The organism is Pseudomonas sp. zfem001, assembly GCF_032621725.1.
In the GTDB taxonomy this organism is placed as follows: Bacteria; Pseudomonadota; Gammaproteobacteria; order Pseudomonadales; family Pseudomonadaceae; genus Aquipseudomonas; species Aquipseudomonas sediminis.
Genome location: NZ_JAVYJI010000008.1, coordinates 1 through 25366 on the forward strand (window position 1 = coordinate 1; position 25366 = coordinate 25366).

Sequence of the window (25366 nt, forward strand, 5' to 3'; positions counted from 1 at the left end):
TGATTCAGTTGTTAAAGAACAGTTGGTTAAGCCTTTCGCCTCAACCGAGGCGCGCATTCTACAGCAGCCCCTCTACCTGTCAAGCTGTTTTTCGAATTTGTTTCCGGAGAAACTTCTTTCTACTCAACCACTTGCGCCTTCGATCCGAACTTCTTCTCTCCAGCGGGAGGCGCATTCTACAGCGTTCAAAACCGCTGTCAACACCTCTTTTCTACCGCTTTCGATCCATTCGACCGAACCACCAACAGGACTAAACCACCGCCCTGTCGACCGGCGCACATTCTACACGCCAGATCCAGCTTTGCAAGCCCTTCATTCAACTTAACTTATTGATTAATAAGAAGTTTTTGAAGCGCTTCATCGCTGAAGTGGCGCGCATTCTACCGCCAGAGAACGGTACGTCAAGCTTATATTTCAACTTTCTTCGGATTTTCTCGCCAAAGAGCTCCAGCTCGCTGCAACCCACTCGCCACTGCAGAAACACGCATCAGCAGCAGCGCCCCACCGATGAACGCATAAGCGAGCCACTCGCCTAGATCCGCACGTACCACCCAGAGCATATGCACCAAGGCCAGTAACAGGATGACGTAGACCAGACGGTGCAGAGCCTTCCACTTGCGCCCCAGTCTTCTGATGCTGAAACGATTCGAGGTAACGGCCAATGCCAGCAACCCAATGAACGCCAGCGCCCCAACGATGATGTAAGGACGCTCGGAAAGATCGCGAAGCACCAGCTCCAGACGCAACCCGGCGATAAACAGCCCATAGCCGGACAGGTGCAGCGTTACGTAGGCAAAGCACCATAGACCTAACTGTCGGCGTACAGCGATCCAACCGCTCCAGCGGGTCAGCTGCTGCAGTGGCGTCATTGCCAAGGTGATCAACAGAAGGATCAGAGCACCGAGCCCCAGGTTATCCACCAGAACCTTTCCAGGGTCAGGTCCCAACGAATCGAAGACAGCGCAGTACAGCCAATACAGCGGCGGCACCAATGCAGCCAGGAATACGCTGACGCGCCAGAGCCTGTAGCGCATCAGTAGTACCTCGCCAGATCCATGCCCGCGTAGAGGTCAGCGACCTCCTCGTAGCCATTGAACATCCGGGTGTCGATCACATTGGGGCTGAACAACCCGCTGGGCAAACGCCGCTCGGTTGCTTGAGACCAGCGCGGATGATCCACCTGCGGGTTGACGTTGGCATAGAAGCCGTACTCATTCGGCGCAATGCGCTCCCAGGTAGTTTTAGGCGCCTCGTTGACCAGGCTTATACGTACGATGGACTTGATGCTTTTGAAGCCATATTTCCAAGGCACTACCAGACGCAAGGGAGCACCGTTCTGGTTTGGCAGCACTCGGCCGTACATGCCGACAGCCATGAAGGCCAACGGATGCATGGCCTCGTCCAGACGCAGGCCCTCGACATAAGGCCAATCGATCAGAGAGAACCCCGAGCGCTGGCCCGGCATGCGCTCACGATCGACCAACGTTTCGAAGCGCACATAGCGAGCCGATGAGGTGGGCTCGACCTGCTTGAGCAGTTCGGCCAGAGGAAAGCCCAACCAGGGAATGACCATGGACCAGGCCTCGACACAGCGAAGTCGATAGATGCGCTCTTCGAACGCATGCGGCTTGACCAGATCCTCGATGGCATAGCGCCCCGGCTTGCCCACCTCGCCATCGACCATCACTGTCCAGGGCTCGACCTGCAGCTTGCCGGCATTGGCCGCCGGATCGCCCTTACCTGTGCCGAACTCATAGAAGTTGTTGTAGTGCGTCGCGTCCTTGAACGGCGTGATGCTTTCACCTTCAGCCGTAATCGCTTGCCAGCGCGTGGCCGCCAGTTTCTCTTCGAACCAGCCAGGCGCCTTGGCGGGCTCGACATCGCTGTAGCGCCCTTGAGCTTCGGCACTGGCCCAACCGGGCATAGCCGCCATCGCAGCCAGCGCCAGCGAGCCCTGCATCAGCTTGCGACGGGAGAGGTAAACGGATTCCGGGGTGACTTCGGACTCAAGAGCCCGAGAAGAAGGAAGTACTCGGATGAGCATGGCAACTCCGCGACTACAGTTCGAGAAACGAACTGTAGACCACGGAGTGCAGGAGAAATTACAGCGTCAGGCAGATTTACGACGACGCAATTGCAACAGGTACTGAATCGGACCAGAGGCTGCGTAAGCGAGGAAGATAAGCAGCAGGATACGGGGCGGATCGCTGAACACCACCGCGAATACCAGCACCACGGCCAGAATGGCCACGAAAGGTACGCGGCCTTTCAGATCCAGATCCTTGAAGCTGTAGTACTTGATGTTACTGACCATCAGGCACCCTGCAGCCGCGACCAGCAGCGCCACCGCAAAGGACATGTTCGAGCCCTTGATACCGAAGTCGCTGAACGCCCACACCGTACCGGCAACCACACCCGCCGCAGCCGGACTGGCCAGGCCGATGAAGTAACGTTTGTCGACGCTGCCGATCTGCGTATTGAAGCGCGCCAGACGCAATGCCGCGCCAGCAACATAGATGAAGGCGACCATCCAGCCTACCTTGCCCATGCTACCCAGCGCCCATTCGAATGCCAGCAGAGCTGGCGCAACGCCGAAGGCCACCATATCGGAAAGCGAGTCGTACTCGGCGCCGAACGCACTTTGCGTATTGGTCAAACGCGCCACGCGGCCGTCCAGACCATCGAGCACCATAGCGACGAACACAGCGGCAGCAGCCACATAGAAGTTGCCGTTCATCGCGTTGATGATGGAGTAGAAACCGGCGAACAGGTTTGCCGTGGTGAACAGATTGGGCAGCAGGTAAATACCACGGTGACGCACCTTGCGCCCTTCCGCGTCCTGCCCTTCCTCTATGTGCTCGTCGATCGGCAGCAGGCTTTCCAGATTATCGCCAGCCGGCTTTTGATCCTCGGGACCTTCACTCATGAACAGCACCTTGCAACGGGTTTGACAAATTTCGACCGGGACGACTGAACTCAGTTCGCCAATCAGCGAGCTGGCTTTATACCAGAAGCCTCGCCCCAGAATGAAAAAACGCGGCATAAAGCCGCGTTCTTTCGCACATCGCAGACCTTAGTTCTTGGCCTTGTCGACGATCTTGTTGGCAGCGATCCACGGCATCATCGAACGCAGTTGCTCACCGATGACTTCGATACCGTGAGCGGCGTTGTTACGACGCTTGGCGGTCATCGACGGGTAGCCAGTGGCGCCTTCGCTGATGAACATCTTGGCGTATTCGCCGTCCTGGATGCGCTTGAGTGCATTGCGCATGGCCTGACGGGATTCGGCGTTGATCACTTCCGGGCCGGTGACGTACTCGCCGTACTCGGCGTTGTTGGAGATCGAGTAGTTCATGTTGGCGATACCGCCTTCGTACATGAGGTCGACGATCAGCTTCAGCTCGTGCAGGCACTCGAAGTAGGCCATTTCCGGCGCGTAGCCAGCTTCGACCAGGGTTTCGAAACCGGCTTTGACCAGTTCGACGGTACCGCCGCAGAGAACGGCCTGCTCACCGAACAGGTCGGTTTCGGTCTCGTCCTTGAAGGTGGTTTCGATGATGCCGGTACGGCCGCCGCCAACGCCCGAGGCGTAGGACAGGGCAACGTTCTTGGCATTGCCGGAAGCGTCCTGGTAAACAGCGATCAGGTCAGGGATGCCGCCGCCTTTGACGAACTCGGTGCGAACGGTGTGACCCGGGGCCTTCGGTGCGATCATGATCACGTCGAGATCAGCACGCGGTACGACCTGGTTGTAGTGGATGGCGAAGCCGTGGGAGAAGGCCAGGGTGGCGCCCTTCTTGATGTTCGGCTCGATCTCGTTCTTGTACAGCTGGCCCTGGAATTCGTCCGGGGTCAGGATCATTACCAGGTCGGCAGCGGCGACGGCGGAAGCCACGTCAGCGACTTTCAGGCCATGGGCTTCAGCCTTGGCAACGGTAGCGGAGCCTTTACGCAGACCGACGGTGACGTCGACGCCGGAGTCTTTCAGGTTGCACGCCTGAGCGTGGCCCTGGGAGCCGTAGCCGATGATGGCAACTTTCTTGCCCTGGATGATCGAGAGGTCACAGTCTTTGTCGTAATAAACTTTCATGTTCTTGGCTCTTGTGTATCGAAAAGGATGGGGTGCGGAGCACCGCGACAGAGAGACCTTAAGTGATTCGAACCATTGCGTAAAATGATATATTTGCAACACCACATGCCGATTTATGAAATATAAATGGACAGTCACTCCCTCAGGCTATTTCTCTCCCTGGCTGACAACCTGCACTTCGGTCGAACCAGCCGCGAGCAGCATGTCAGCCCTTCTGCGCTCAGCCGTAGCATCAAGCAGCTAGAGGACGAAGTCGGTGCTGCGCTGTTCGTTCGCGACAACCGTTCAGTTCGCCTGACCCGCGAGGGCCAGCAGTTTCGCGAGTACGCGAGCGAGGTCATCAATGGCTGGCAGGCGATTCGCCAGACCTTCATGCAGGACCAGTTGAATCTGCACGGCGAGCTGTCGCTGTACTGCTCGGTCACCGCGAGCTACAGCTTCCTCTACGACATCCTCAGCAGCTTTCGCCAGGACTACCCGCGCATCGAAATGAAACTGCATACTGGCGATCCCGCGAAAGCAGTGGAGCGCGTGCAACAAGGGTTGGAAGACCTGGCCATCGGCGCCCTACCCGACAGTCTGCCGGCCGGGGTCAAGTTTCAGTCGATCACGCGCTCTGACTTACGTTTTATCGGCCCCCAAGCGCCCCAACTGCTGAACGAGGAACAACTAAAGAATCCAACGGCAGAGAATTGGAAAGACGTGCCGATGATTCTTTCGGAAGAGGGCCTGGCACGGACACGTACCGATCGCTGGCTGAAAAGCCACAACATCAAGCCGCGCATCTATGCCCAGGTCAGCGGCAACGAAGCGATCGTCAGTATGGTTAGCCTGGGTTTCGGTATCGGGGTGGTGCCGCAGATCGTGCTGGACAACAGTCCACTGACCGCACGCATTCGCATCTACGACATCCAGCCACCGCTAACCGCTTATGACATTGGTCTCTTCGCGCTGGAAAAACGCCTCAAGGACCCGCTGATCGCCGCTTTCTGGAATCGCCAGCGCTGAATTTCGGACAATAAAAAGCCCCGCACCAGGCGGGGCTCTTTTTACCATGACGATCAGATACTCAGTACCTTGTCGCCGCGAGCGATGCCCGTGACACCACTGCGCACGGTTTCCAGGATCGATGCAGTACCGACAGCCTGAATGAAGCTGTCCAGTTTGTCGCTGGTACCGGTCAGCTGCACGGTGTAGACGCTGCTGGTCACATCCACGATCTGGCCGCGGAAGATGTCGGTAGTACGCTTGACCTCGGCACGCTGAGCGCCAGTGGCCTTGATCTTGACCAGCATCAGCTCGCGCTCGATATGGGCGCTTTCCGACAGGTTGACCAGCTTGACTACCTCGACCAGTTTGTTGAGGTTCTTGGTGATCTGCTCGATCACCTCATCCTGTCCAACGGTGGTGAGGGTCAGGCGCGACAGCGTCGGATCCTCGGTTGGCGCAACGGTGAGGCTTTCGATGTTGTAGTTACGCTGGGAGAACAGACCAACCACGCGCGACAGGGCGCCCGGCTCGTTTTCCAGCAGCAGGGAAATGATGTGTCGCATCTTAGGTCCGCTCCGTCTTGCTCAGCCACATGTCACGCATCGCACCGTCTCTGATCTGCATCGGATAGACGTGCTCGCTGGAATCCACCGCGATGTCGAGGAACACCAGGCGATTCTTCAAGGCAAAGGCTTCCTCCAGCTTGGGCTTGAGGTCCTTCAGCGAGGTGATGCGCATGCCGACATGGCCATAGGCCTCGGCCAGTTTGACGAAGTCCGGCAGCGACTCCATGTAGGAGTGCGAATAACGGCTGTTGTACTGCATATCCTGCCATTGGCGGACCATGCCGAGGGTGCCGTTGTTCAGGTTGACGATCTTCACCGGCAGGTCGTACTGCAGGCAGGTCGACAGCTCCTGGATGTTCATCTGGATACTGCCCTCGCCGGTGACGCACGCCACGTCGGCATCCGGGAAGTTCAGCTTGATGCCCATTGCGGCCGGGAAACCGAAGCCCATGGTGCCCAGGCCGCCGGAGTTGATCCAGCGATTGGGCTTGTTGAACCGGTAGTACTGCGCCGCGAACATCTGGTGCTGGCCCACATCGGAGGTGATGAAGGCATCGCCCTTGGTCACGTCGCACAGGGTTTCGATCACGGTCTGCGGCTTGATGATCGAACCGTCGCCCTCGTTGTACGGGAACAGACGGCCGCTACCGCGCCACTCTTCGATCTGTTTCCACCAGCTGGCAACAGTGTCCTTGTTCGGGGTTTCGCCGATTTCCTTGAGGATGGCGACCATTTCGCTCAGCACACTGTCCACCGGGCCAACGATCGGGATGTCGGCCTTGATGGTCTTGGAGATCGAAGCCGGATCGATGTCGATGTGAATGATCTTGGCGTTGGGGCAGAATTTGGCCGCGCCGTTGATCACGCGGTCATCGAAGCGCGCACCGACGGCCAGAATCACGTCGGCATGGTGCATGGCCAGGTTGGCGGTGTAGCTGCCGTGCATGCCGAGCATGCCGATGAACTGGCGGTCGGTACCCGGATAGCCACCGAGGCCCATCAGGGTGTTGGTCACCGGCAGGTTGAGCATCTGCGCCAGCTCGGTCAGCGGCGCAGAGGCACCGCCCATGATCACGCCACCGCCGGAGTACATGACCGGACGCTTGGCGGCCAGCAGCATCTCGGCCGCCTTGCGGATCTGGCCGGAGTGACCACGTACCGCCGGGCTGTAGGAGCGCAGCTTGACCTTCTTCGGATAGACGTATTCGAACTTCTGGGTCGGATCGCCCATGTCTTTCGGAATGTCGACCACGACCGGACCGGGACGACCGGACTCGGCGAGATAGAACGCCTTCTTCAGCACCTCGGGGATTTCCGACGGGTGTTTGATGATGAAGCTGTGCTTCACGATCGGGCGGGAAATACCGACCATGTCGGTTTCCTGGAAGGCATCGGTGCCGACCATGGCGCTCGGCACCTGGCCGGAGATCACCACCATCGGAATGGAATCCATGTAGGCAGTCGCAATACCGGTGATGGCATTGGTCGCGCCAGGGCCAGAGGTCACCAGCACCACACCGGCCTTGCCGGTGGCGCGGGCATAGCCGTCAGCCATATGGGTCGCTGCCTGTTCATGACGCACCAGGATGTGAGTCACTTCTGGTTCTTTGAACAGGGCATCGTAAATGTGCAGGAGAGCACCACCAGGGTACCCATAGATATGCTTAACGCCTTCGTCACGCAGGAAGCGGACGACCATTTCAGCGCCGGATAAAAGCTCCACGTTGTTCACCTCTTGAACGCCAGTATGCCACCCGCCAACGGGCAGCCCTAAGTAGGTTCTTACTGTCAGCGGACACGCACGACGGTGATCGTGGATTCGAAACATCAGCTTGACGAGTAACGGAGCAGCCCATGGTCTTGCGGGGCTGGCCCTCCCAGCGCGAGGTAACGCGTTGCGGGTGTCACGGTTCGGCGCGGGTAGCGCCTCTTTTCCCCGAGCTGAAGGACGCTTGCGGCGGACTCCACTACGGGGGAAGGCTGGATTGTTCGGGTTCGGCGAGGGCAAGTCAAGCGATGGCTAACCTATTATTCAACCTGCTGCTGTGACGCAGCGCAGGATGAAGATTGCCGGCTTTTGGTTATAGTAACCATCAGCACCGCCGCTCTCGATAAAGGAAACAGCATGCGCCACATGATTCTTACTGGCACCTTGATGCTCGCGTTGAGCACGTCCGCCATGGCCAGCCAGGTGTACAAGTGGGTAGATGACAAGGGCGTGACCCACTTCGGCGCGCAACCTCCGCAGGGCCAACAGGCCACCACCATCAATACCGCAGCACCACCTCCCCGACCGGCACCCAGTGAGCCGGCGCCCAGTTTTGATGAGCAGCTCGATCCCGAGCAGGCGGCCATCGACAAGAAGGTCAAGGAAGATGTGGCGAAGCAGGAAGCCGAGCGCAAGCAGTACTGCGAGACAGCACGCACCAACCTTGCTCAGTTGGAAAACAACCCACGAGTCAGGATTGAAGACGGTGGCGAACTGCGCCGTATTGGCGAGGATGAGCGCCAGGAGCGCATCGCGGAGCTGAAGAAGTCCATCACGGAAAGCTGCAAGTAAGGGACTACGCGCACGCCTTCAGGGCGTGCGCGTGATCAGGCGATCGAACTCGCCGAGTAGTTCAAGCAGCCGGTGCGCAATGCCCGGCTGCGACTGATAGACCATCTCGGCCATTGCCTGAATACCCGACACCGACGGCAAGGCGGCGCCGGTTTCCAGTAGCACTTTCATTCGCGGCAGAAAAATCCACTGCAGCCATTGCTCGAACGCCAGCGTATCGACACAGAACGGCTCCGGGCTAGCAAGGGCATCGGCGCTGGGCGCCTCCTCCTGCCACCAACCCAGCACACGCAACTCACGCTCGATCAGCAGCAAGTGTTCGGCCAGCGCGCTCACGCGAGCATCCATCAGAGATTGACTCGTGCGCGCTCACGGGCCTGGGCAGCACCAGCGGGATCACCCTGCCCCTCGCGAGCGCGGGCAATCAGATCCCACAGGCTAGCCTGCAGCGCCGGACGACCACTGGCTTGAGTCAGACCACGACGTGCCAGTTGCTCGGCCTGCGCTGCATCGCCTTGAGCCATACGTACCTCGGCAAGGCGGTAGAGTACCTGCGGCTCACGCGGCGCGATGCGCTGGGCACGTTCCAGACTGGAGGCGGCACCATTCAGATCGCCACCGCCCTGCTGCTGTTGAGCAGTGGTCAGCAGCGCGAGAACCGGTCCATCCAGTTGCTCGTCGGCCGCCAGACCGCCGCCACTGGGAATGCCACTGGGCACGCTCGGTGCCGAGGAACCAAAACTGCCTTGGCTCGGCGCAGAAGGTTGACTGCTCACGGGTGGATCAAAGGTCAGGCCGCCACTGGAGGTGATCGGCTGTGAGTCTGTCTTCAGCGGCGTCGAGACCGCACCCTGCGGCACCATCACGACAACCCCGGAGTCTTCCTCGATACGCTGCGGCGTAGCTGCGGGGGCTGGACTGGCCGACGGACCAGAACCACCCGACGATAGCGGAGAGCCGGCATCGATCACCGGAATCGACCCCTGCGGCACCGTACTGCAACCACTCAGAACCGCTGTTGCCAGCATCGTGGCAAGCCACTTCTTGTTCACATCCAATCCTCTTCAGGTAACACCGAGCCACTCGACTCGGCCGTTATTCCAACCAACCCTTGACCCAATCCATCACCGACTCGACGGGTGCCTGGATACCGCAAGCGGAGCCCGGGGCAGGTTCACTGCCGCGAATATAAGGCATCTGCACCGCGTTCGGGCAGCCCGAAGCCGAGCCCAGACCCGTCTGACGATCCACCCAAGCCTGGGTGACGTTGTCCGGCATCGGCATATCCAGAGGCAGCGGATCAGCCTTGCGCATGAAGCCGGTCCAGACCTGCAGTGCACCGGTTGCCCCGGTCAGCGGGGTTGGGCCATTGTCATCACGCCCCAGCCACACCACCGACAGCAGATCCTGACTGAAGCCAGCGAACCAGCTATCACGAGAGTCGTTACTGGTGCCGGTCTTGCCCGCCAGATTCAGCGAGCTAGGCAGTTGGCTGTACACCGAACGCCCCGTGCCTTCACGCATGGTGCGCTGCATGGCGTTCTGCACCAGGTAAATGGCCCCCGGATCAAAACGTTGCTGGATCTTGAACGGATAACGCCCGAGCGGCTCGCCGTCAGCGGTCAATACGCTGCGAATTCCGCGCAAGGGCGTGTTGAACCCCCCGTTGGCCAGGGTCTGGTACATGCCCGCCACTTCCATCGGCGTCAGAGCCCCAGCACCGAGCAGCATCGACGGATAGGCCGGCCACTTGCGCTCGACGCCCAATCGCTCGAGAGTCTTGAGCACATTGGGCACGCCGATCTCCAGGCCGAGCTTGGCCGTAGACAGGTTGTAGGACTGCGCCAGCCCCTGATACAGGTAGATGGTGCCGTGGGACTTGCGGTCGTAGTTCTGCGGCGTCCAGACCTGGCCATCCTGTCCCTTGATGGAAAACGCTTCATCCTCCAGCCAACTGGTCAGGGTGTACTGGCTGGGACGCTCCAGTGCCGAGAGATAGATAGCCGGTTTGATCAGCGAGCCAATCGGCCGCACTGCATCCAGAGCACGATTGAAGCCGGCAAACCGCGGCTGGCGGCTACCGATCAATGCCTGAATCTCCCCGGTCTCGGGGTTGGTCACGACCATACCGGCCTGCACTTCATCCACGCCTTTGCGCCCGGCCAGGCGCTTGAGCGTCTCGGCCAAAGCCTCTTCGGCCTTGAGCTGCAGAATCGGATCGAAACTGGTGAAGATGCGCAGGCCTTCTTCGGTCAGGTCCTGCTCACGATAATCCTCACGCAACTGACGCTTGACCAGGTCGAGGAACGCCGGGAATGAGCTATCGGCCATGCTGCCGCGCGATGTGACGCCCAGCGGTTTTTCCTTGGCAGTGGCGGCCTCCTCGGGAGTGATCGAACCCTGCTCGGCGAGCAGGTCGATCACCAGATTACGCCGCGCCAGCGCACGCTCCGGATTGCGTCGCGGGTTGAAGTAGGTAGGCCCCTTGACCATGCCCACCAGCAACGCGACCTGCTCCAGCTTCAACTCGGATACCGGCTGACTGAAGAAATACTGGCTGGCGAGACCGAAGCCATGCACGGCGCGCTGCCCGTCCTGACCGAGGAACACCTCGTTCATATAGGCTTCGAGAATCTCGCGCTTGTCGTAATGCAGCTCCAGCAGCACCGCCATCATCGCTTCGGTGCCCTTACGCAGCAGGGTACGCTCGTTGGTCAGGTAGAAGTTCTTCACCAACTGCTGGGTCAGGGTACTACCGCCCTGCACCAGGCGCCCCGACGTGGCGTTGATCCATAGTGCGCGAGCGATGCCCTTGGGCGATACGCCGAAGTGTTCGAAATAGTCGCGATCCTCTACCGCCACCAATGCATCGATCAGATAGGCCGGCACCTGGTCTAGCTTGATCAGAATGCGATCTTCCTGGTGCGCCGGGTAAAGCCCGCCAATCAGCATCGGTTCCAGCCGCGCCACCGCTAGATTGCTGCCATCGGCCTGGGTCAGCCCGGCCACATAATCGCCAGAGAAGCGCACCCGGACTTTCCGTGCAGGCTCGGCGCCCTCGTAGAACTGAAAGCCGCGACTGTTAAGTTCGATGTTGTTACCCGCCACCGATACCGCGCCAGGTCCATTGACTGTGCTTTCACGGCGATAGCCCAAGGCGTCGAGTTCGCGCAGGAAGTCATCCTTGGCCAATTTCTGGCCCACGAAGAGCTCCAGCGGTCTGGCGTAGACCTTTGCGGGCACGGTCCAGCGCTTGCCGGAGAATTTTTCCTGCACCACGGCATCGAGGTAAACGGCAAAGCCAGCCAGGATCACCAGGCCAACCAGACCGAGCTTGAGGCCCCATGCAAGCCAGGGACGCATGCCGGACGAGCGGGATTTTTTGTTTGAGCGGGGGGAGCGTTTTCGAGTCATGGCGGGATTATACGCACTTTACATAGGGGCCAGCAGGCCGCCCGGATGGTTTGCAGAGCAGCTCACAGCGGCCATAATGCCCAGCTCGAACAGCGTCTAGAACAAGGATCGAACGTGAGCCAAGCCCTGATTGCCGCATTGCAGAACCCGGCCCTGTATCCGCACCCTGTGGATGGGTTTCAGGTCATTGAGACCCACATTTCCTGGGTTTTGCTCACTGGCCCATACGCCTACAAGATCAAAAAACCGGTCAACTTCGGTTTTCTCGATTTCACCGAGCTCGATGCACGCCGTCATTTCTGCGAAGAAGAGCTGCGCCTCAACCAGCGATTGACCAAGGATTTGTATCTGGACGTGTTGCCGATCAGCGGCAGTGAAGACGCACCCAGCCTCGATAGCGGCACGCCAGCCATCGAATATGCGCTGAGAATGCGCCAGTTTCCGCAGGAGCAACTGCTCAGCGCCATTCAGGCCCGCGGCGAACTGAACGACGCCCATATCGACGCCCTGGCCGAGCAGATCGCCACTTTTCACCTGAACGCACCGAAGGTACCGCAGGAGCATCCGCTGGGCACTGCCGAAGCGGTAATGGTTCCGGTGCAACAAAATTTCGAGCAGATTCGTCCGATGCTCAGCGAGCAGGCAGACCTGCAGCAACTCGACGCCCTCGAGGCCTGGGCTCAGTCCAGCTACGAACGCCTGCAACCACTATTGAGCGAACGCAAGACGCAGGGTTTCATCCGCGAATGCCATGGTGATATTCACCTGGGCAACGCCGCCCAGATCGACGGTCACGTGGTGCTGTTCGACTGCATCGAGTTCAACGAACCCTTCCGTTTTACCGACGTCACCGCCGATATCGCCTTCCTCGCGATGGACCTCGAAGACCGCGGCCTCAAGTGCCTGGCACGCCGCTTCATCAGCGGCTGGCTGGAGCGCACCGGCGACTATGCAGCCCTGCAACTGCTGAACTTCTACAAGGCCTACCGCGCCATGGTTCGCGGCAAAGTCGCGTTGTTCCGCCTGGGTCAGGAACAGGACTCGGTGCAGCGAGCGGTGATCCTGCGCCAGTACCGTGGCTACGCCGCTCTGGCGGAGAGCTACAGCGCCATTCCATCGCCCTTCCTGGCCATCACCCATGGCGTATCCGCTGTAGGTAAAAGCCATGTCGCCATGCGTCTGGTCGAAGCACTGGGCACCATTCGCCTGCGCTCCGACATCGAGCGCAAGCGCCTGTTTGGCGTGCAAAGTGCCGAAGCCAAGGACCAGTTAAGCGCCGGCATCTACAGCAGCGACGCCAGCCAGGCGACTTACCAACGCCTGCACCAGCTGGCGCGCCAGGCACTACTGGCGGGCTTTCCTGTGGTGATCGACGCAACCTATCTCAAGTCAGCGCAACGCCAGGCTGCCAGCGAAGTCGCTGAAGAGACTGGAGTGCCGTTCCTGATTCTCGACTGCCATGCACCGCAAGCCGTCATCGCCAGTTGGCTGCAGCAGCGCCAGAACGAAGGTCAGGACCCGTCCGATGCGACGCTGGACGTTATTCAAGCCCAGCAAACCAGTCGCGAACCACTCGACGATGAGGAGCAGAGCCACAGCAAGCGTGTCGATACACATGACAGCGCAAGCCTGGACAGCCTGGTCGAGCGTATTCGCCAGCGCCTGCCAGGGATCTGAGCATAGCCCCAAGCAGTCGGCACGCCCTGCCAGGCAAACCCTGGCAGGGCTTCTATACTGCCGGTGAGACCACCACCGGTATCTGCCATGAGCCAGCCACGCCAGCTTGATCATCCGCTCTACCACCTCCTGCATAACGACGACGTGAAGGGCTTCAATGCGCAGAAGCCCAAGGGTGTCGAAGTCGACCTGTCCGGCGGCGACTTTCGCGGGCTTGACCTGCGCAACATGGACACCGACGCCATCAACTTCACCGACGCCTATTTTCGCGGCGCCGACCTACGCGGCCTGGATTTCCGTAACGCCAAGATCGAAGGCGCCAGCCTGGCCCACGCCCAGATCTCCGGCGCCTACTTCCCCGTCGAACTCACCGCCGATGAAATTCTCATGTCGGTGAATTTCGGCACGCGCCTGCGTTATCGCACCAAGTAGCAGCGTACGTACCACGCTATGCGCTACTCAGACTCAGGCAATTGGCCGCTACACTTTTTGGCAGGCACGCCAACGTGAACTTTTCACTCGCACGCATGGAGGCCCGATGAACGACGAACTGCAACACCTGAAAAACCTGGGCAAGACCTCGGCGCAGTGGCTGCACGCCGTAGGTATTCACAGCGCTAACGACTTGCGCCGCTATGGCGCTGTCGGCGCCTATCGCGCGGTCAGGGCGCGTGGCTTCCGTGCCTCCAAGGTGCTGCTTTACGCCATCGAGGGCGCGCTGCTCGATGTGCATTGGAGTGAGCTACCTGCGGCGCACAAGGCCGAACTGAACGGCAAGCTGGACGAAGCCCAGAGCCACAACAAGAGCTAGCTCACAACACCAGTGCAAGGTGATTTACTCGAAGAGCCGCACAGCCTATTGTTTCAGGGACCTTCGTGTGGTCAGCCAGCCCAGCCAGTTCAAGGAATTACGGTTATGTATTTACTCGGGGAGCAACCGGCCTACGCCGATCAGTTGATCAATCGCCTACAGAGTATCCCCACTCAGCTGCTGGAAGGGCTGCAACCCGCGGGTGAGCCACTGCGCCTGGAACGTGTCGATGACCTGGCTCAGGTACTGCCTGGCAATCAGCTATTCATCATCGAGAATGGCTTGTTGCATGCGCTGGTCGACGAGCGCCCGTTGTTCTATCTGCAGGAGGGCGATCTGGTCGGCCTGCGTCAGGGCATTGATCTGCCCTCCTGCCGCTACAGTAGTGAAGAACCCATCAGCCTGATTCCCTATTCGCGCAGTGACGTGTTCCAACACATCTATGCCAGCGAGCAGCGCCAGGAACAGTTCATTCAATACCTGATCGGCCATACCGCCCTGTTGTCCGACGCACTGGCACGCCTGAAACAACCGGAGATCCGTCCGGCGACTGGCTTCCAGCATTTCGCGGCCGGTGAGGAACTGATCCACCAGGGCGATGAAGCCGACCACGTGTTCATCATCATCGAGGGCCACGCCGAGGCCTACGTCGACGGCCAGAAGGTCGGTGACGTGCAGAAGGACGAAATCTTCGGTGCCATGGCAGTGTTCACGCGCGAGAAGCGTAGCGCCACGGTGGTCGCCAGCGAACCTTGCACGGTCATGGTGATCCCCAAGGAGCAGTTCCTCAGCCTGATGCAGAGCAACCCGCGCATCGCTCACAGCCTGATCGAAAGCATGGCCCGGCGCATCGACCTGCTGAACAAGGAAGTGACTCAGCTGCGCCTGCCCGGCGAGTCCTGAGACTTCATAGGGTCTCGACCAACCCCGGCCATCGCCGGGGTTTTGCATTTCTGAGCTCGGCAAAAACTTTCTGAGAAAAATTCTCAAAAGGGCGTTGACTATGAAATGAGAATTGTTATTATTATCTCAACTGGTCGAGAGATCAGCCGATAAGCTAAAGAGACCATTCAGTCGGACTCTTCAGATTATCTCCTCATCAGGCTAATCACGGTTATTGACCCGGCTCTTGCCGGGTCTTTTTTTGCCTGGACGAAAGTCCGTCCTGCTGTCTCCAGCCGATGCCCCTAGCCGGATTTAATCGTCGACCTGTGCCAGCCAGTCCGGCAGGTTGAAATGCAGACTGATGCGCGTGATCAGCCCATTGCCGATTTCGAAGAACGCGCCCACCCGTATCTCGTAACGCTGCCCACAGGCCTCCGGCAGTCCATCGTCGGTCGCCAGGTACTCGCCAATGACGCGGTATTCGCAGGCTGCATGCCGCCCCTGTGGTTCGGCCAGAATCACCAATGCGTCGACCGTCTCGCGATAGCAATGCAGTTGCCGCTCGAGAAAAGCGGCGAAGGCGTCGCGCCCGTGCTCGGCGAACCCCTGATTGGGCTCCAGAATCAGCTCGTCACTGACCCGTGCCAGGCAGGCGCGAATATCCCGATCATTGAGGGCGTTGAAATAACCTTGCAGCAGGTCGCGGACGTCAGTGGACATAGGGCAGGCTCCAGAGCGGCAAAGCGCCGAGGATACCTTGCGGCCTGCCTGCGAAAGGCGGCTAGGGTCGCAGTTTGGCGCAGTGATCCTGCGTAGGCTGCGCGGCGGTGAACCAGACGTAGTCAGCCATGGACGCGTCCACCGCACGGCCGACCTCGGCCAGTATCAGCACCACATTGCCGGTCTGCGCGCCGAGATCGTCCAGGTGCAGCGGCACGCCGAGGTCCTTACGCACGTGGAAGGCGCCAGCCAGCAGCAGGCTTGGCAGCGGTGCGGCCAACAGCGCCTCGGCCATGCGCCGGTCGCGCTGCTGCTGCACGGCGAGCATCGCCGGCAACTGGCTGTCAGGCAGCAAGTCGCAGTGCGATTCGCGGATATCCGCCAGCAAACGCGCCTGCACCTCGCCTGCACTGGAGCGCTCGCCCTGCAAGGTCGGACGCTGGCGGTAGATCTGCATGATCTCGGCACGGTCCAGATTGGCCGCGAGCAGGGGATAAGGTTGACGCAACTGATGTAGCACCAGCGGCCCGTACAGCGACCAATCCCATCCCGACTGCCAGCCCAGCGCGTCGAACGGATCTGCTGGCACCTGCCCTGTGCGTACAGCGGCCTGAGCCTGATCGACCCTGCCCTGCTGATCGGGATTGAGCATCTCCATCAACATACTGCCCTGCGGGCGTCGCCGGGATAGCTCACGCGACAGCCAGAGCTGCACGGCATGGTGATCGGGATTGTCATGCTGCTCGCCGACCAACACCCGCTGGGCCGGCGCCAGGCGACTCAGCAACTGCTCAGGGCTGATGGTTTGCCCACTGGCAAGATCGACGATACGACCCAGGTCGGCGTGCTCGCGGCCCTGCAGAGCGAGGGGCGACGGGGGCGGTAGCACATCTCGACTCTGGCAGGCGGCCAGCAGCATCAGACAACTCAGCAGAACCACTCGCATCGAACTCTCCAAGGCTCAGCGTGCGACGATCAGGGGATGGCCGCGCTCAGGGTGAGTCTGTACCAGCACCTCCAGGCCGAAAACGGCCTGCAGTGGCTCGGCCCGCAATACCTCGGCAGGCGTACCCAGTGCATGCGCCCTGCCCTGCTCCAGCAACAACAGGCGATCACAGTAACGCGCAGCCAGATTGAGGTCGTGGAGGATCACCAGCACGGCCGCACCGGATTCAGCCAAACGACGAACCGCCTGCAGGCAGGTGTGCTGATGCAGGGGGTCGAGCATCGAGGTTGGCTCGTCGAGCAGCAGAATCTGCCCCTCGCCGCCCGGCCACAGCTGCGCCAGCACTCGCGCCAGGTGCACGCGCTGACGCTCACCACCGGACAGGGCCAGGTAGCTGCGCCCGGCCAGGTGCGCCGCATCGGCTGCGTGCAGCGCCTCCTGGACGATCTGCGCATCGCGCACGCGACCGCTGTCGTGAGGCAGGCGGCCCATGGCGACCACCTCCTCGACGCGGAAGGCGAAATTCAGGCTCGAACTCTGCGGTAGCACGGCAAGCCGCCGGGCACGCTCCGGCCCCGACCATTCATCGAGCGCGCGCTGCTCCAGCGTCACCTGCCCGGCACTGGCCGGCAACTCGCCGGTCAGCGCTGCCAGCAAGGTGCTCTTGCCCGCACCATTCGGCCCCAGCACACCCAGCACTTCGCCTGGACGCAGCTGCAGATCGATGCCACTGAGCACCACACAGGGCCCGCGGCGAACTTCCAACCGTTCGACCTGCAGCATCAGCTTCGCCCCCGCACCAACAGATAAAGAAAGAACGGTGCGCCGATCAGCGCCGTGACGATGCCGATCGGCAACTCGGCAGGTGCCAACGCCAGGCGTGCAACCAGATCAGCCAGCAGCAGCAGGCTGGCACCGGCCAGTGCGGATGCCGGTAACAGCAAGCGATGATCGGGGCCGACCAGCAGCCGCATCAGGTGCGGAACCACCAGCCCGATAAAGCCGATCAGGCCGGCGGCGGCCACTGCTGCGCCGACACCCAGCGCCGTGCAGAACACCAGCTCGCGCTTGAGGCGCTCCACATCGAAACCGAGGTGGCGCGCCTCCGACTCGCCCAGCAGCAGCGCGTTCAGCGCTCGTGCCCGTCGCGGCAACCACAGCGCCACGGCCAGCGTTGCCAGCAACAACGGCCAGAGCCGTGCGTAGCTGGCGCCATTGAGACTGCCAAGATTCCAGAACGTCAGGGTACGCAACGTCGCATCGTCAGCCAGATAGGTGAACAGGCCGATGACCGCACCAGCGAGTGCGGTCAAGGCAATGCCGGCCAGCAACATGGTCGCCACGTGGGTCTGCCCGTCACGCCGGCCCAGGCGGTAGACCAGCGCCGTCACCAGCAAGCCACCGACGAAGGCACAGGCCGACAGTAAATAAGGCGCGAAGGCTTCGGGCAAACCGCCGAACGCGGCGCCCCCAACGATGGCCACCGCAGCGCCCAGCGCGGCCCCGCTGGAGACGCCGACCAGGCCAGGGTCCGCCAGAGGGTTGCGAAACAGCCCCTGCATCGCCACACCACAGAGCGCCAGCACCATGCCCACGGCGAGCCCGAGCAACGTGCGCGGCATACGGATCTGCGCCAGGATCAGTTCCGCCTGCTGCACCGACGCATCTGCTGCAAGCGGCACGCCCAGCAGACGCAGAGCGGCACGCAGAGTGTCGCCCAGCGGCAGGCTGACCGGGCCGAGCGCCAGCGAGAGCCACAGCGCAAGCACGAGCAGCAGGCCCAGTGCGATGAACAATGGGCGCGTCGAAAGAGGTGAGGTCATGGCGCGCGTTTGGCTTCAGCTGTAAGAGAGTGGCTGGCAGGATAAAAGCCTGCGCCGAGCATCGCCAGCCCATCCGGCACACGCGGTCCAAGACCGCCGACCAGCAGGGTCGGGTCGAGCGCCAGCAAACGCCCCTCACGCGCCGCACGCGTACCGGCCAGGGCCGGGTTCTGCTGAAGCAGGGCCTGCCTCGCGGCATCGCCTTCAAGAGCGCGATCAGCGACCACCACGACCTGTGGGTCGAGCGCCAGCAGTGCTTCGCTGGACAGAGCCTTGTAGCCATTGTGACTGGCCAGGTTGCGCCCACCGGCGCGACTGATCAGCCAGTCGGCCGCCGTATCGACGCCGCCCACCAGCGGGCTGCCACCGGCGTGCCCGAGCAGCAGCAACACACCAGGCGCGTCCTGGCTGCGCTGGGCCTGCTCGACCCACTGCTGCTGAGTCTGCAGACGTGCCTGGTAATCGGCGAAGGCGCGTTGCGCTGCCGCTTCATCCCCGAGCAACTGGCCCAGACGTTTCAGGTTGGCCTGCAGACTGTCCAGCTCCGCGCGCGCCGTCAGACGTTCGATACGCACGCCGGCTGCAGCCAGTTGTTCGAGCACCGGTGGCGGCCCCATCTCCTCGCTGCCCAGCAGCAGGTCCGGGCGCAGGGCGAGAATGCCCTCGGCAGCCAGTTGCCGTTGATAACCGACGCTGGGCAGCTTGGTCAGCGACGCCGGATGACGACTGGTGGTATCGACACCCACCAGTTTGCTCTCGCCGCCCAGCAACACCACCCACTCACTCAGGGCACCACCGGAACTCACCCAGCGCTGCGGTAATGGCTCGGCGAGCACCAGATTGGGAAACAGCAAGACAGCCGCCAGGCCGCCCAGAATACTCGCAAGACGCATGGTCTCGACTCCTCGAATGTGACATCGACCGGCCCCAGAGGGGCCGGCCCGGATCAGGCCAGTACCGGCAGCGACTCGGCCAGCTCGCGCCAGTCATCACGCTCAGCCATGCCAGGCTTGCGTGCGCCGAACAGCTGGACGACCAGCTCGCCGTCGGCATCGAAGGCCTCCAGGCTGGTTATCACGCCATCTACGCTGGGCTTGCGCACGCGCCACAGCTCGACCACACCACGGGTCTGCAGGTGCAGGTTGAAGTCGGGGTCAAGTACGTTGAACCAGCTGTCCATCCAGCGCAGGTTGTGCACCGGGCCGGTGTGGATCTGAATGCAGTGACGGTTACCGACGAACACCATGATCGGCACTTCACGGGCAGCGGCCTGCTCCATCAGCACTGTCAGCTCGGAGGTCGCCAGCGGCTGCGCCCATTGCTCACCCGCCAGGCGCAACGCCTGGGTGCGCGCGACTTCATGCTTTTTCAGCAGGGCGAAAAAATGGTGGGTGTCCTGCAGTGTCGACCAGCCCTCACGCAGCGCCTGGCTGTCGACCTCCGCATCGGCTTTACGCACCGGAGCGACTGGCGGTGGCAGCAATTGCAGCTCGGCATTCTGCTCGCCGGCGAAACGCTCGACCAGCGGCTGCCAGGCTTCCAGCTCGCTGCGCTCGGTCAGGTAGACCTTGTGCACGGCGACGCCCTGCTGGTCGAACACCTGGATGCTGCGTTGGGTGCCCTTGGCGGTTTCCTCGGCGATGGCGAACACGCTGGCCCAACCACCGAGGAACAGGCGCAGGTCGATGTCGGCAGACACCACCAGGCCCATCTGTCCGGATGTGGCAACGCTCACTTCACGGTACAGCCCCTTGCGCTCATGGACGCAATGCTCGTTACGCGTCAGCACCATGACCCGACCGAGCTCGCCAAGCGCCGGCAGCAGCGCGGCCCAATCCGGGCGCAGGCGTTGTGCATCGATACCCAGACGGCTTGCGATCAACTCGGCCTCGCTGACACCTAGCTGCGCCGCTGCTTCCCGGGCGCGCAGGCGGGGTTGCTCATCACGCAGCGCTTGCCAGGCCTGGTAAAGACCGGCAGCCGGGGCTGCCAAGTTATTTGCGGTACTCATCGGGATTTCCTCTCTCACGGGCAGTGACCACCACCGTCGGCGACGCGAACGCGTACCGACACGGCAGTGCAATTTGAGAGAACGATAATCTACCTGAGAATTATTTGCATCAAATAAGTAATCTGGTTAACGTCTTGCGCCGTCGCCAACCAGGCAGTCGCAGAGCTGCCACGCATGCACCGGAGTATCACCATGCACGTTCGCCCGCCCTTCGCTCGCCGCTCCTGGCTCGCGCTGCTGTTGCTGTGCCCTTCGCTGGCTCTGGCTGAAACGCCGGCCGAGCTACCCGCTGTCGAGGTCACTGGAGTGGCGGCCAAGCAACCGCTGCCGACCACGACCCAGACCGACGCCCAGACGCTGGAACGCCGACAGATTCGCAGCTTCGATGACCTGTCGCGCCGTGCCGAGCCGGGACTGAACTACAACCGCAGCAACAACAGCATCAACATCCGTGGTCTGGACCGCGACCGTGTGCTCACCACCCTCGATGGTATTCGCATGCCCTGGCTGAACGACGCCGTGCGCGACGTCAACGGCGGCCTCAACAGCATCGACTTCCAGGGCCTGTCCTCCATCGACGTGGTGCGCGGCGCCAACTCCAGCCAGGTTGGCTCAGGCGCCCTCGGCGGAGCGCTGCAATTGCGTACGCTGAACCCGGACGACCTACTGGGCGACAAGGACGAGTTCGCCGGCATGATCAAGAACGACTACGACAGCGCCGACCGCAGCTGGGGGCTCAATGCCGCGCTGGCCGGTCGTTTCAACGACACCTCCTGGCTGCTCCAGGCTGGCGGGCGCAAGGGGCACGAGCTCGACAACCAGGGCAACCGTGATGTTCTGGGCAGCCAGCGCACCGAGGCCAACCCCAGCGACACCGATCAGCACAGCCTGCTGCTCAAGGTTCAGCAGAGACTTGCCGGCGGTCACCGCGTTGGTGTGACCGCCGAACTGTTCGAGCGCACCGAGGACATGGACAGCCGCATCAACCAGGGCACCGCCAACTATCCACGGCACTATGAAACCCGCGAGAGCAACGAGCGCAAGCGCCTGTCCTTCGACCACCAGTACCGTGCCGAGAGCAGCGACAGCCTGCTGGATTGGGCCGACACCGTCGTCTACTGGCAGAAGCTGCGTCGCGAAGACGAGGTGGACGCCACTCGCGCCGGAACCCTCGCCGGCCCGTTCGGCCGTAACAACGAAATCGAGAAAATCCAATACGGCATCAACGGCAGCCTGGGCAAGCAACTGGGGCAGCACAACCTGACCCTGGGTGCGGAGTGGAGCCGCATTGAGGCCGAGCAGTACAGCGGCGGCTACGATGCCTGCCCCAGCGTATTGGTACCGCCCTTCCCGCCGCGCCCGGACAGCACGCCCGCCGGCATCTACTTTTCCTGCATCAACCTGCACACCAATCAGGCCGAAATGCCGAAGACGCCGGGCAACCTGTACGGCCTCTACCTGAAAGATGACATCGCCCTCAGCGACACACTGACCCTGACGCCAGGCGTGCGCTATGACCGCTACGAGTACAAACCCAAGAGCGGCACCAGCGGTTACGTGCTGGCAGGCGACAGCGTGATGCTCACCGAGAACAAGGACTCCAAGTGGTCCGGCAGCCTGCTGCTGACCTGGCAGGCGCACGAGCTGGCGACCCTCTACGCGCAGTGGGCTCAGGGCTTCAAGGCACCGGACGTCAACGAGCTGTACAGCACCTTCACCAACTCCGGCATGGGCTACGCGCGCGTCGGCAATCCCAACCTCAAGCCCGAAGAAAGCACCGGCTACGAAGTCGGCGCACGCCTGGGCGACAAGCATCTGGGCGGCTCCGTCAGCCTGTTCGACAACCGTTACAAGAACTTCATCGACAGCATTACCGCCAACGAAGAGGACTACGGCTTCCAACCCGGCGAATTCCCGACTTTCTTCGAGGTGATGGAGAACCGCGACAAGGTGCGCATCTATGGCGCCGAAGGCACCGCGCACTGGCAGTTCGCACCCTCCTGGCAAGCCTGGAGCTCGGTCGCCTGGGCCGTGGGCAAGGACCGCGAAACCAAACAGCACCTGAACTCGGTCGCCCCACTGACCGGCACCCTCGGTCTCAGCTACACCCAGCAGCACTACGGTGCGGACCTGATGCTGACCGCCGCCCGGCGTCGCGACAAGGTCGAGAACGACAGCGACTTCAAGGCCCCCGGCTATGGCGTGGTCGACCTCACCGGTTACTGGCAACCGGCAGCGCTGGATGGCGTCCGGCTGCAGGCCGGTCTGTTCAACCTGTTCGACAAGAAGTACTGGAACGCCCTCAATGTGCCCAGCATTGGCGGCCGCACCACACCTCAACCGGTCGACTACTACAGCGAGCCGGGTCGCACCTTCCGCGTGTCGGCCTCCTGGCAGTTCTGAGTTCCACTTGGCGCAAGGATGCGCCCTCCTTCTTCTTGCGGGATAATTCGCCCGTCTTGCGGCGCTATGCGCCACCTTCTTCCTGCCGGAGGAAGGTCATCCGAGGTCGTCGACCTTCACGCTAACGGGAAACCGCGATGATTCGCTTGTGCGCCCCACAGGAACTGGCCGAGGGTCAGAGCCGGGGCTTCGTGCTCGACCAGTTGAACCTGCTTGCGGTACGCAGGGACGGTCAGGTGCACGCCTATATCAACCGCTGCCCACATCGCGGCATTGCCCTGGAGTGGCGGCCAGACGATTTTCTCGATGACAGCGGCAGCCTGATCAGCTGCGCGACTCACGGCGCGCTGTTTCTGATCGAGAGCGGTGAATGCGTGGCCGGCCCGTGCGAGGGCCAGGCACTGCAGAGGCTGGCGTGCAAGGAAGACGCGAACGGAATCTGGATTGCGCCCTAGGATACGCTGTGCGCACGGCGTTCCCAAAGCAGTAGCCGTTGCGCACGGCGCACCCTACGCAAGGACATCCAGCCGGCGGACCAGGGTGATCCCTTCAGGGCTGAGCTCGGCGCCGTAGGCCAGCACCTCCACCCCCGCAGCCTTGGCATCACGCAATCCCGCCGCGTAGGCAGGATCGATCTCCTCAGCCGCCCTTACGGCGCGAATGCCGGAGAGGTTCACGCAATACAGCTGCACCGTGCGCACACCGGCACGCGCCAGCGCGGCCAGCTCGCGCAGGTGCTTGGCACCGCGCTGCGTCACTGCATCGGGAAAGGCCGCCACATCGCTGCCATCGAAGCCCAGCGTCACGCTCTTGACCTCGACAAAGGCCGGCCCGTCCGGGTAATCCAGACGAAAATCGGCGCGGCTGTTTTCCACCCCGTAAGCCACCTCGCGCTTGAGCGCGATAAAGCCAGCCAGTTCGCGGATTACGCCGGCACGCAGCGCTTCTTCCACCAGCGCGTTGGCCCGCGCGGTGTTGATGCAGGCCAGGCGCCCCTGCGGCGTTTCGCTGATTTCCCAACTGCCCGGCAACTTGCGCTTGGGATCGTTACTGCGGCTGAACCAGATCCGACAGCCTTCGCTCATGCAGTTGAGCATCGAGCCGGTGTTGGCGCAGTGGATGGTCATCTGCTCGCCGCTGGCCGTCTCGATATCGGCGAGAAAGCGCTTGTAGCGGCGCAACAGCCGCCCTTCCTCCAGCGGCGGATCAAAGTGCATCGGGCTTCCAGCTCTTCAGGCCGCGCGCGATACGCTCGACCGCCTGCTGCAGGCGCTCAACGTTCTGCGTATAGGCGAAGCGCACATGGTGCCCAGCCTGGTAACGGCCGAAATCCAGACCCGGAGTGAAGGCCACATGCTCGGTTTCGATGAAGTGCCGGCAGAAAGCGAAGGCGTCGCCGCCAAAGGCACTGATGTCGGCATATAGATAGAAGGCGCCCTCAGGCGTGGTGGCGATACCGAAGCCCAGCTCACGCAATGCCGGCAGCAGGTAGTCACGGCGACGCTGAAATTCATGGCGCCGCTCTTCGAAGATCGCCAGCGTGGCCGGTTCAAAGCAGGCCAGCGCGGCATGCTGGGCCATGCTCGGCGCACTGATATAGAGATTCTGCGCCAGCTTCTCCAACTCAGGCACCGCCGCCTCAGGCGCCACCAACCAACCCAGGCGCCAGCCGGTCATACCGAAATATTTGGAGAAACTATTGAGGACGAAGGCATCGTCGTCCACTTCCAGCACGCTCGGTGCATCGCAACCGTAGGTCAGGCCGTGGTAGATCTCGTCCACCACCAGATGACCGCCACGCTGTTTGAGGCAGGTCGACAGGGCCGCCAGCTCATCCTTGTGCAGCAAGGTGCCGGTCGGGTTGGCCGGCGACGCGACCAGGGCGCCGACGCTGCCAGAGTCCCAGTGCCGTTCCACCAATTGCGGGGTGAGCTGGTAACGCACGTCCGGGCCGACCGGCACCAGTTGCGCGGCGCCTTCGACCAGGCGCAGGAAATGGCGATTGCACGGGTAGCCCGGGTCGGCCAGCAACCAGTGCTTGCCCGGGTCGACCAACAGGCTGGCGGCCAGCAGCAGTGCGCCGGAGCCGCCCGGTGTAACCAGAATACGCTGCGGATCGATGCTCAGCCGGTAACGCTCGGCGTAGAAGCCGGCGATGGCTTCACGCAGCTGCGGCAGGCCGCGGGCCGCAGTGTAGCGCGTGTGCCCGGCGGCCAACGCGGCCTGGCCGGCACGGATGATCGGCTCGGCCGTGGTGAAGTCCGGCTCGCCGATTTCCAGGTGAATCACATCATGGCCGGCGGCCTGCAACTCGTTGGCACGCGCCAGCAGGGCCATCACGTGGAAGGGTTCGATGGCGCGACTGCGCGCACTGTAGAGCTGAGCCATGGGTCTGTCTTCAGGGTTGCGAGGCGCGGATTCTAGCAGGGCAGCTCAAGGCCACGGCAAGGGCGCCAAAGCGCCGCTACGC

General features: G+C 61.8%; 26 protein-coding genes. 9 read left to right on the forward strand and 17 right to left on the reverse strand.

The annotated features are described in order from the left end of the window. Positions 1-325, forward strand: a 325-nt coding sequence (locus RTH74_RS22075) for a hypothetical protein (protein WP_316916071.1), incomplete at its 5' end; no start/stop codon positions are given. 82 nt (positions 326-407) lie between these two features. Here RTH74_RS22075 and msrQ read toward each other — a convergent pair. From msrQ to ilvC, 4 genes are all read right to left on the reverse strand, one after another. Beyond that, complete coding sequence (msrQ, locus tag RTH74_RS22080) at positions 408-1034, reverse strand: protein-methionine-sulfoxide reductase heme-binding subunit MsrQ (protein ID WP_316916072.1); 627 nt, start codon at positions 1032-1034, stop codon at positions 408-410. Beyond that, positions 1034-2044, reverse strand: a complete 1011-nt coding sequence (gene msrP, locus RTH74_RS22085) for a protein-methionine-sulfoxide reductase catalytic subunit MsrP (protein WP_316916073.1) — start codon at positions 2042-2044, stop codon at positions 1034-1036. The genes msrQ and msrP overlap by 1 nt, the downstream gene beginning before the upstream one ends. 66 nt (positions 2045-2110) lie before the next feature. Then, positions 2111-2926 carry a CDP-diacylglycerol--serine O-phosphatidyltransferase gene (pssA, locus tag RTH74_RS22090; RefSeq protein ID WP_026088416.1) on the reverse strand — a complete coding sequence of 272 codons (816 nt, stop codon included), beginning with the start codon at positions 2924-2926 and terminating at the stop codon, positions 2111-2113. Between the two features lie 147 nt (positions 2927-3073). Next, positions 3074-4090 (reverse strand): ketol-acid reductoisomerase, encoded by a 1017-nt coding sequence (gene ilvC / locus RTH74_RS22095; RefSeq protein ID WP_037001483.1) that lies wholly within the window; start codon positions 4088-4090, stop codon positions 3074-3076. Positions 4091-4216: 126 nt separating this feature from the next. Here ilvC and ilvY point away from each other — a divergent pair, with 126 nt between their 5' ends. After that, on the forward strand, positions 4217-5098 hold the full coding sequence (ilvY, locus tag RTH74_RS22100) for an HTH-type transcriptional activator IlvY (protein WP_316916074.1): 882 nt from the start codon (positions 4217-4219) through the stop codon (positions 5096-5098). Between the two features lie 53 nt (positions 5099-5151). On the opposite strand, the gene ilvN is transcribed toward ilvY, so the two are convergent. Beyond that, on the reverse strand, positions 5152-5643 hold the full coding sequence (gene ilvN, locus RTH74_RS22105; protein WP_003462832.1) for an acetolactate synthase small subunit: 492 nt from the start codon (positions 5641-5643) through the stop codon (positions 5152-5154). A 1-nt stretch (position 5644) separates the two neighbouring features. Continuing rightward, on the reverse strand, positions 5645-7369 hold the full coding sequence (locus RTH74_RS22110; RefSeq protein ID WP_316916075.1) for an acetolactate synthase 3 large subunit: 1725 nt from the start codon (positions 7367-7369) through the stop codon (positions 5645-5647). A 402-nt stretch (positions 7370-7771) separates the two neighbouring features. Here RTH74_RS22110 and RTH74_RS22115 point away from each other — a divergent pair, with 402 nt between their 5' ends. Further along, positions 7772-8206, forward strand: coding sequence for a DUF4124 domain-containing protein (locus tag RTH74_RS22115; RefSeq protein WP_316916076.1), 435 nt, complete (start codon positions 7772-7774; stop codon positions 8204-8206). 18 nt (positions 8207-8224) lie between these two features. Here the strand turns inward: RTH74_RS22115 and RTH74_RS22120 are convergent, their stop codons facing one another. Genes RTH74_RS22120 through mrcB form a run of 3 tightly spaced genes read right to left on the reverse strand, consistent with a single transcriptional unit; the run spans position 8225 to position 11620 of the window. Further along, a complete protein-coding gene (locus tag RTH74_RS22120) occupies positions 8225-8554 on the reverse strand; it encodes a YqcC family protein (protein WP_316916077.1) in 330 nt (109 codons plus the stop codon). Continuing rightward, positions 8554-9258: a tetratricopeptide repeat protein gene (locus RTH74_RS22125; protein ID WP_316916078.1), complete on the reverse strand. Its 705-nt coding sequence runs from the start codon at positions 9256-9258 to the stop codon at positions 8554-8556. Before RTH74_RS22125 ends, RTH74_RS22120 begins: the two co-directional genes overlap by 1 nt. 43 nt (positions 9259-9301) lie before the next feature. Next, positions 9302-11620: a penicillin-binding protein 1B gene (mrcB, locus tag RTH74_RS22130; protein WP_316916079.1), complete on the reverse strand. Its 2319-nt coding sequence runs from the start codon at positions 11618-11620 to the stop codon at positions 9302-9304. 114 nt (positions 11621-11734) lie between these two features. Here mrcB and RTH74_RS22135 point away from each other — a divergent pair, with 114 nt between their 5' ends. The 4 genes from RTH74_RS22135 (at position 11735) to RTH74_RS22150 (ending at position 15011) form a co-directional block, all read left to right on the forward strand. Beyond that, the gene (locus tag RTH74_RS22135; protein WP_316916080.1) at positions 11735-13297 is read left to right on the forward strand and encodes an AAA family ATPase; all 1563 of its coding nucleotides are present in this window, start codon (positions 11735-11737) and stop codon (positions 13295-13297) included. A gap of 87 nt (positions 13298-13384) precedes the next feature. Further along, positions 13385-13729 carry a pentapeptide repeat-containing protein gene (locus tag RTH74_RS22140; RefSeq protein ID WP_099526067.1) on the forward strand — a complete coding sequence of 115 codons (345 nt, stop codon included), beginning with the start codon at positions 13385-13387 and terminating at the stop codon, positions 13727-13729. Positions 13730-13835: 106 nt separating this feature from the next. Beyond that, entirely contained in the window at positions 13836-14108 is a 273-nt protein-coding gene (locus RTH74_RS22145) for a TfoX/Sxy family protein (protein WP_099526068.1), read from the forward strand. A gap of 105 nt (positions 14109-14213) precedes the next feature. After that, positions 14214-15011, forward strand: a complete 798-nt coding sequence (locus RTH74_RS22150) for a cyclic nucleotide-binding domain-containing protein (RefSeq protein WP_316916081.1) — start codon at positions 14214-14216, stop codon at positions 15009-15011. Between the two features lie 294 nt (positions 15012-15305). Here RTH74_RS22150 and RTH74_RS22155 read toward each other — a convergent pair whose 3' ends face one another. The 6 genes from RTH74_RS22155 to RTH74_RS22180 all read right to left on the reverse strand — a co-directional run bounded on the left by RTH74_RS22155 (position 15306) and on the right by RTH74_RS22180 (position 20493). Continuing rightward, positions 15306-15713: a nuclear transport factor 2 family protein gene (locus RTH74_RS22155; protein ID WP_179574394.1), complete on the reverse strand. Its 408-nt coding sequence runs from the start codon at positions 15711-15713 to the stop codon at positions 15306-15308. A 61-nt stretch (positions 15714-15774) separates the two neighbouring features. Continuing rightward, the gene (locus RTH74_RS22160) at positions 15775-16659 is read right to left on the reverse strand and encodes a ChaN family lipoprotein (protein ID WP_316916082.1); all 885 of its coding nucleotides are present in this window, start codon (positions 16657-16659) and stop codon (positions 15775-15777) included. Between the two features lie 15 nt (positions 16660-16674). Further along, positions 16675-17442: a heme ABC transporter ATP-binding protein gene (locus RTH74_RS22165; RefSeq protein WP_316916083.1), complete on the reverse strand. Its 768-nt coding sequence runs from the start codon at positions 17440-17442 to the stop codon at positions 16675-16677. Then, on the reverse strand, positions 17442-18428 hold the full coding sequence (locus tag RTH74_RS22170; protein WP_316916149.1) for an iron chelate uptake ABC transporter family permease subunit: 987 nt from the start codon (positions 18426-18428) through the stop codon (positions 17442-17444). The genes RTH74_RS22165 and RTH74_RS22170 overlap by 1 nt, the downstream gene beginning before the upstream one ends. 50 nt (positions 18429-18478) lie before the next feature. Then, positions 18479-19375, reverse strand: a complete 897-nt coding sequence (locus RTH74_RS22175) for an ABC transporter substrate-binding protein (RefSeq protein ID WP_316916084.1) — start codon at positions 19373-19375, stop codon at positions 18479-18481. A 53-nt stretch (positions 19376-19428) separates the two neighbouring features. Further along, the gene (locus RTH74_RS22180) at positions 19429-20493 is read right to left on the reverse strand and encodes a ChuX/HutX family heme-like substrate-binding protein (protein ID WP_316916085.1); all 1065 of its coding nucleotides are present in this window, start codon (positions 20491-20493) and stop codon (positions 19429-19431) included. Positions 20494-20685: 192 nt separating this feature from the next. On the opposite strand from RTH74_RS22180, the gene RTH74_RS22185 reads away from it, so the two are divergent. After that, positions 20686-22896, forward strand: a complete 2211-nt coding sequence (locus tag RTH74_RS22185) for a TonB-dependent hemoglobin/transferrin/lactoferrin family receptor (protein WP_316916086.1) — start codon at positions 20686-20688, stop codon at positions 22894-22896. A gap of 137 nt (positions 22897-23033) precedes the next feature. Next, entirely contained in the window at positions 23034-23351 is a 318-nt protein-coding gene (locus tag RTH74_RS22190) for a Rieske (2Fe-2S) protein (protein ID WP_316916087.1), read from the forward strand. Between the two features lie 54 nt (positions 23352-23405). Here the strand turns inward: RTH74_RS22190 and sfsA are convergent, their stop codons facing one another. Both sfsA and RTH74_RS22200 read right to left on the reverse strand, forming a co-directional pair. Next, positions 23406-24113, reverse strand: coding sequence for a DNA/RNA nuclease SfsA (gene sfsA / locus RTH74_RS22195; RefSeq protein ID WP_316916088.1), 708 nt, complete (start codon positions 24111-24113; stop codon positions 23406-23408). Beyond that, complete coding sequence (locus RTH74_RS22200; protein WP_316916089.1) at positions 24103-25284, reverse strand: pyridoxal phosphate-dependent aminotransferase; 1182 nt, start codon at positions 25282-25284, stop codon at positions 24103-24105. The genes sfsA and RTH74_RS22200 overlap by 11 nt, the downstream gene beginning before the upstream one ends. Positions 25285-25366: the final 82 nt, after the last annotated feature.

Coding starts and splice junctions, on each gene's coding strand:
- ilvN (WP_003462832.1), bottom strand. CDS start 5,643: ATGCGACACATCATTTCCCTGCTGCTGGAAAACGAGCCGGGCGCCCTG.
- sfsA (WP_316916088.1), bottom strand. CDS start 24,113: ATGCACTTTGATCCGCCGCTGGAGGAAGGGCGGCTGTTGCGCCGCTAC.
- RTH74_RS22160 (WP_316916082.1), bottom strand. CDS start 16,659: ATGCGAGTGGTTCTGCTGAGTTGTCTGATGCTGCTGGCCGCCTGCCAG.
- RTH74_RS22185 (WP_316916086.1), top strand. CDS start 20,686: ATGCACGTTCGCCCGCCCTTCGCTCGCCGCTCCTGGCTCGCGCTGCTG.
- RTH74_RS22155 (WP_179574394.1), bottom strand. CDS start 15,713: ATGTCCACTGACGTCCGCGACCTGCTGCAAGGTTATTTCAACGCCCTC.
- msrQ (WP_316916072.1), bottom strand. CDS start 1,034: ATGCGCTACAGGCTCTGGCGCGTCAGCGTATTCCTGGCTGCATTGGTG.
- RTH74_RS22140 (WP_099526067.1), top strand. CDS start 13,385: ATGAGCCAGCCACGCCAGCTTGATCATCCGCTCTACCACCTCCTGCAT.
- RTH74_RS22150 (WP_316916081.1), top strand. CDS start 14,214: ATGTATTTACTCGGGGAGCAACCGGCCTACGCCGATCAGTTGATCAAT.
- msrP (WP_316916073.1), bottom strand. CDS start 2,044: ATGCTCATCCGAGTACTTCCTTCTTCTCGGGCTCTTGAGTCCGAAGTC.
- RTH74_RS22190 (WP_316916087.1), top strand. CDS start 23,034: ATGATTCGCTTGTGCGCCCCACAGGAACTGGCCGAGGGTCAGAGCCGG.
- RTH74_RS22120 (WP_316916077.1), bottom strand. CDS start 8,554: ATGGATGCTCGCGTGAGCGCGCTGGCCGAACACTTGCTGCTGATCGAG.
- ilvC (WP_037001483.1), bottom strand. CDS start 4,090: ATGAAAGTTTATTACGACAAAGACTGTGACCTCTCGATCATCCAGGGC.
- pssA (WP_026088416.1), bottom strand. CDS start 2,926: ATGAGTGAAGGTCCCGAGGATCAAAAGCCGGCTGGCGATAATCTGGAA.
- RTH74_RS22115 (WP_316916076.1), top strand. CDS start 7,772: ATGCGCCACATGATTCTTACTGGCACCTTGATGCTCGCGTTGAGCACG.
- RTH74_RS22145 (WP_099526068.1), top strand. CDS start 13,836: ATGAACGACGAACTGCAACACCTGAAAAACCTGGGCAAGACCTCGGCG.
- RTH74_RS22165 (WP_316916083.1), bottom strand. CDS start 17,442: ATGCTGCAGGTCGAACGGTTGGAAGTTCGCCGCGGGCCCTGTGTGGTG.
- ilvY (WP_316916074.1), top strand. CDS start 4,217: ATGGACAGTCACTCCCTCAGGCTATTTCTCTCCCTGGCTGACAACCTG.
- RTH74_RS22200 (WP_316916089.1), bottom strand. CDS start 25,284: ATGGCTCAGCTCTACAGTGCGCGCAGTCGCGCCATCGAACCCTTCCAC.
- mrcB (WP_316916079.1), bottom strand. CDS start 11,620: ATGACTCGAAAACGCTCCCCCCGCTCAAACAAAAAATCCCGCTCGTCC.
- RTH74_RS22180 (WP_316916085.1), bottom strand. CDS start 20,493: ATGAGTACCGCAAATAACTTGGCAGCCCCGGCTGCCGGTCTTTACCAG.
- RTH74_RS22175 (WP_316916084.1), bottom strand. CDS start 19,375: ATGCGTCTTGCGAGTATTCTGGGCGGCCTGGCGGCTGTCTTGCTGTTT.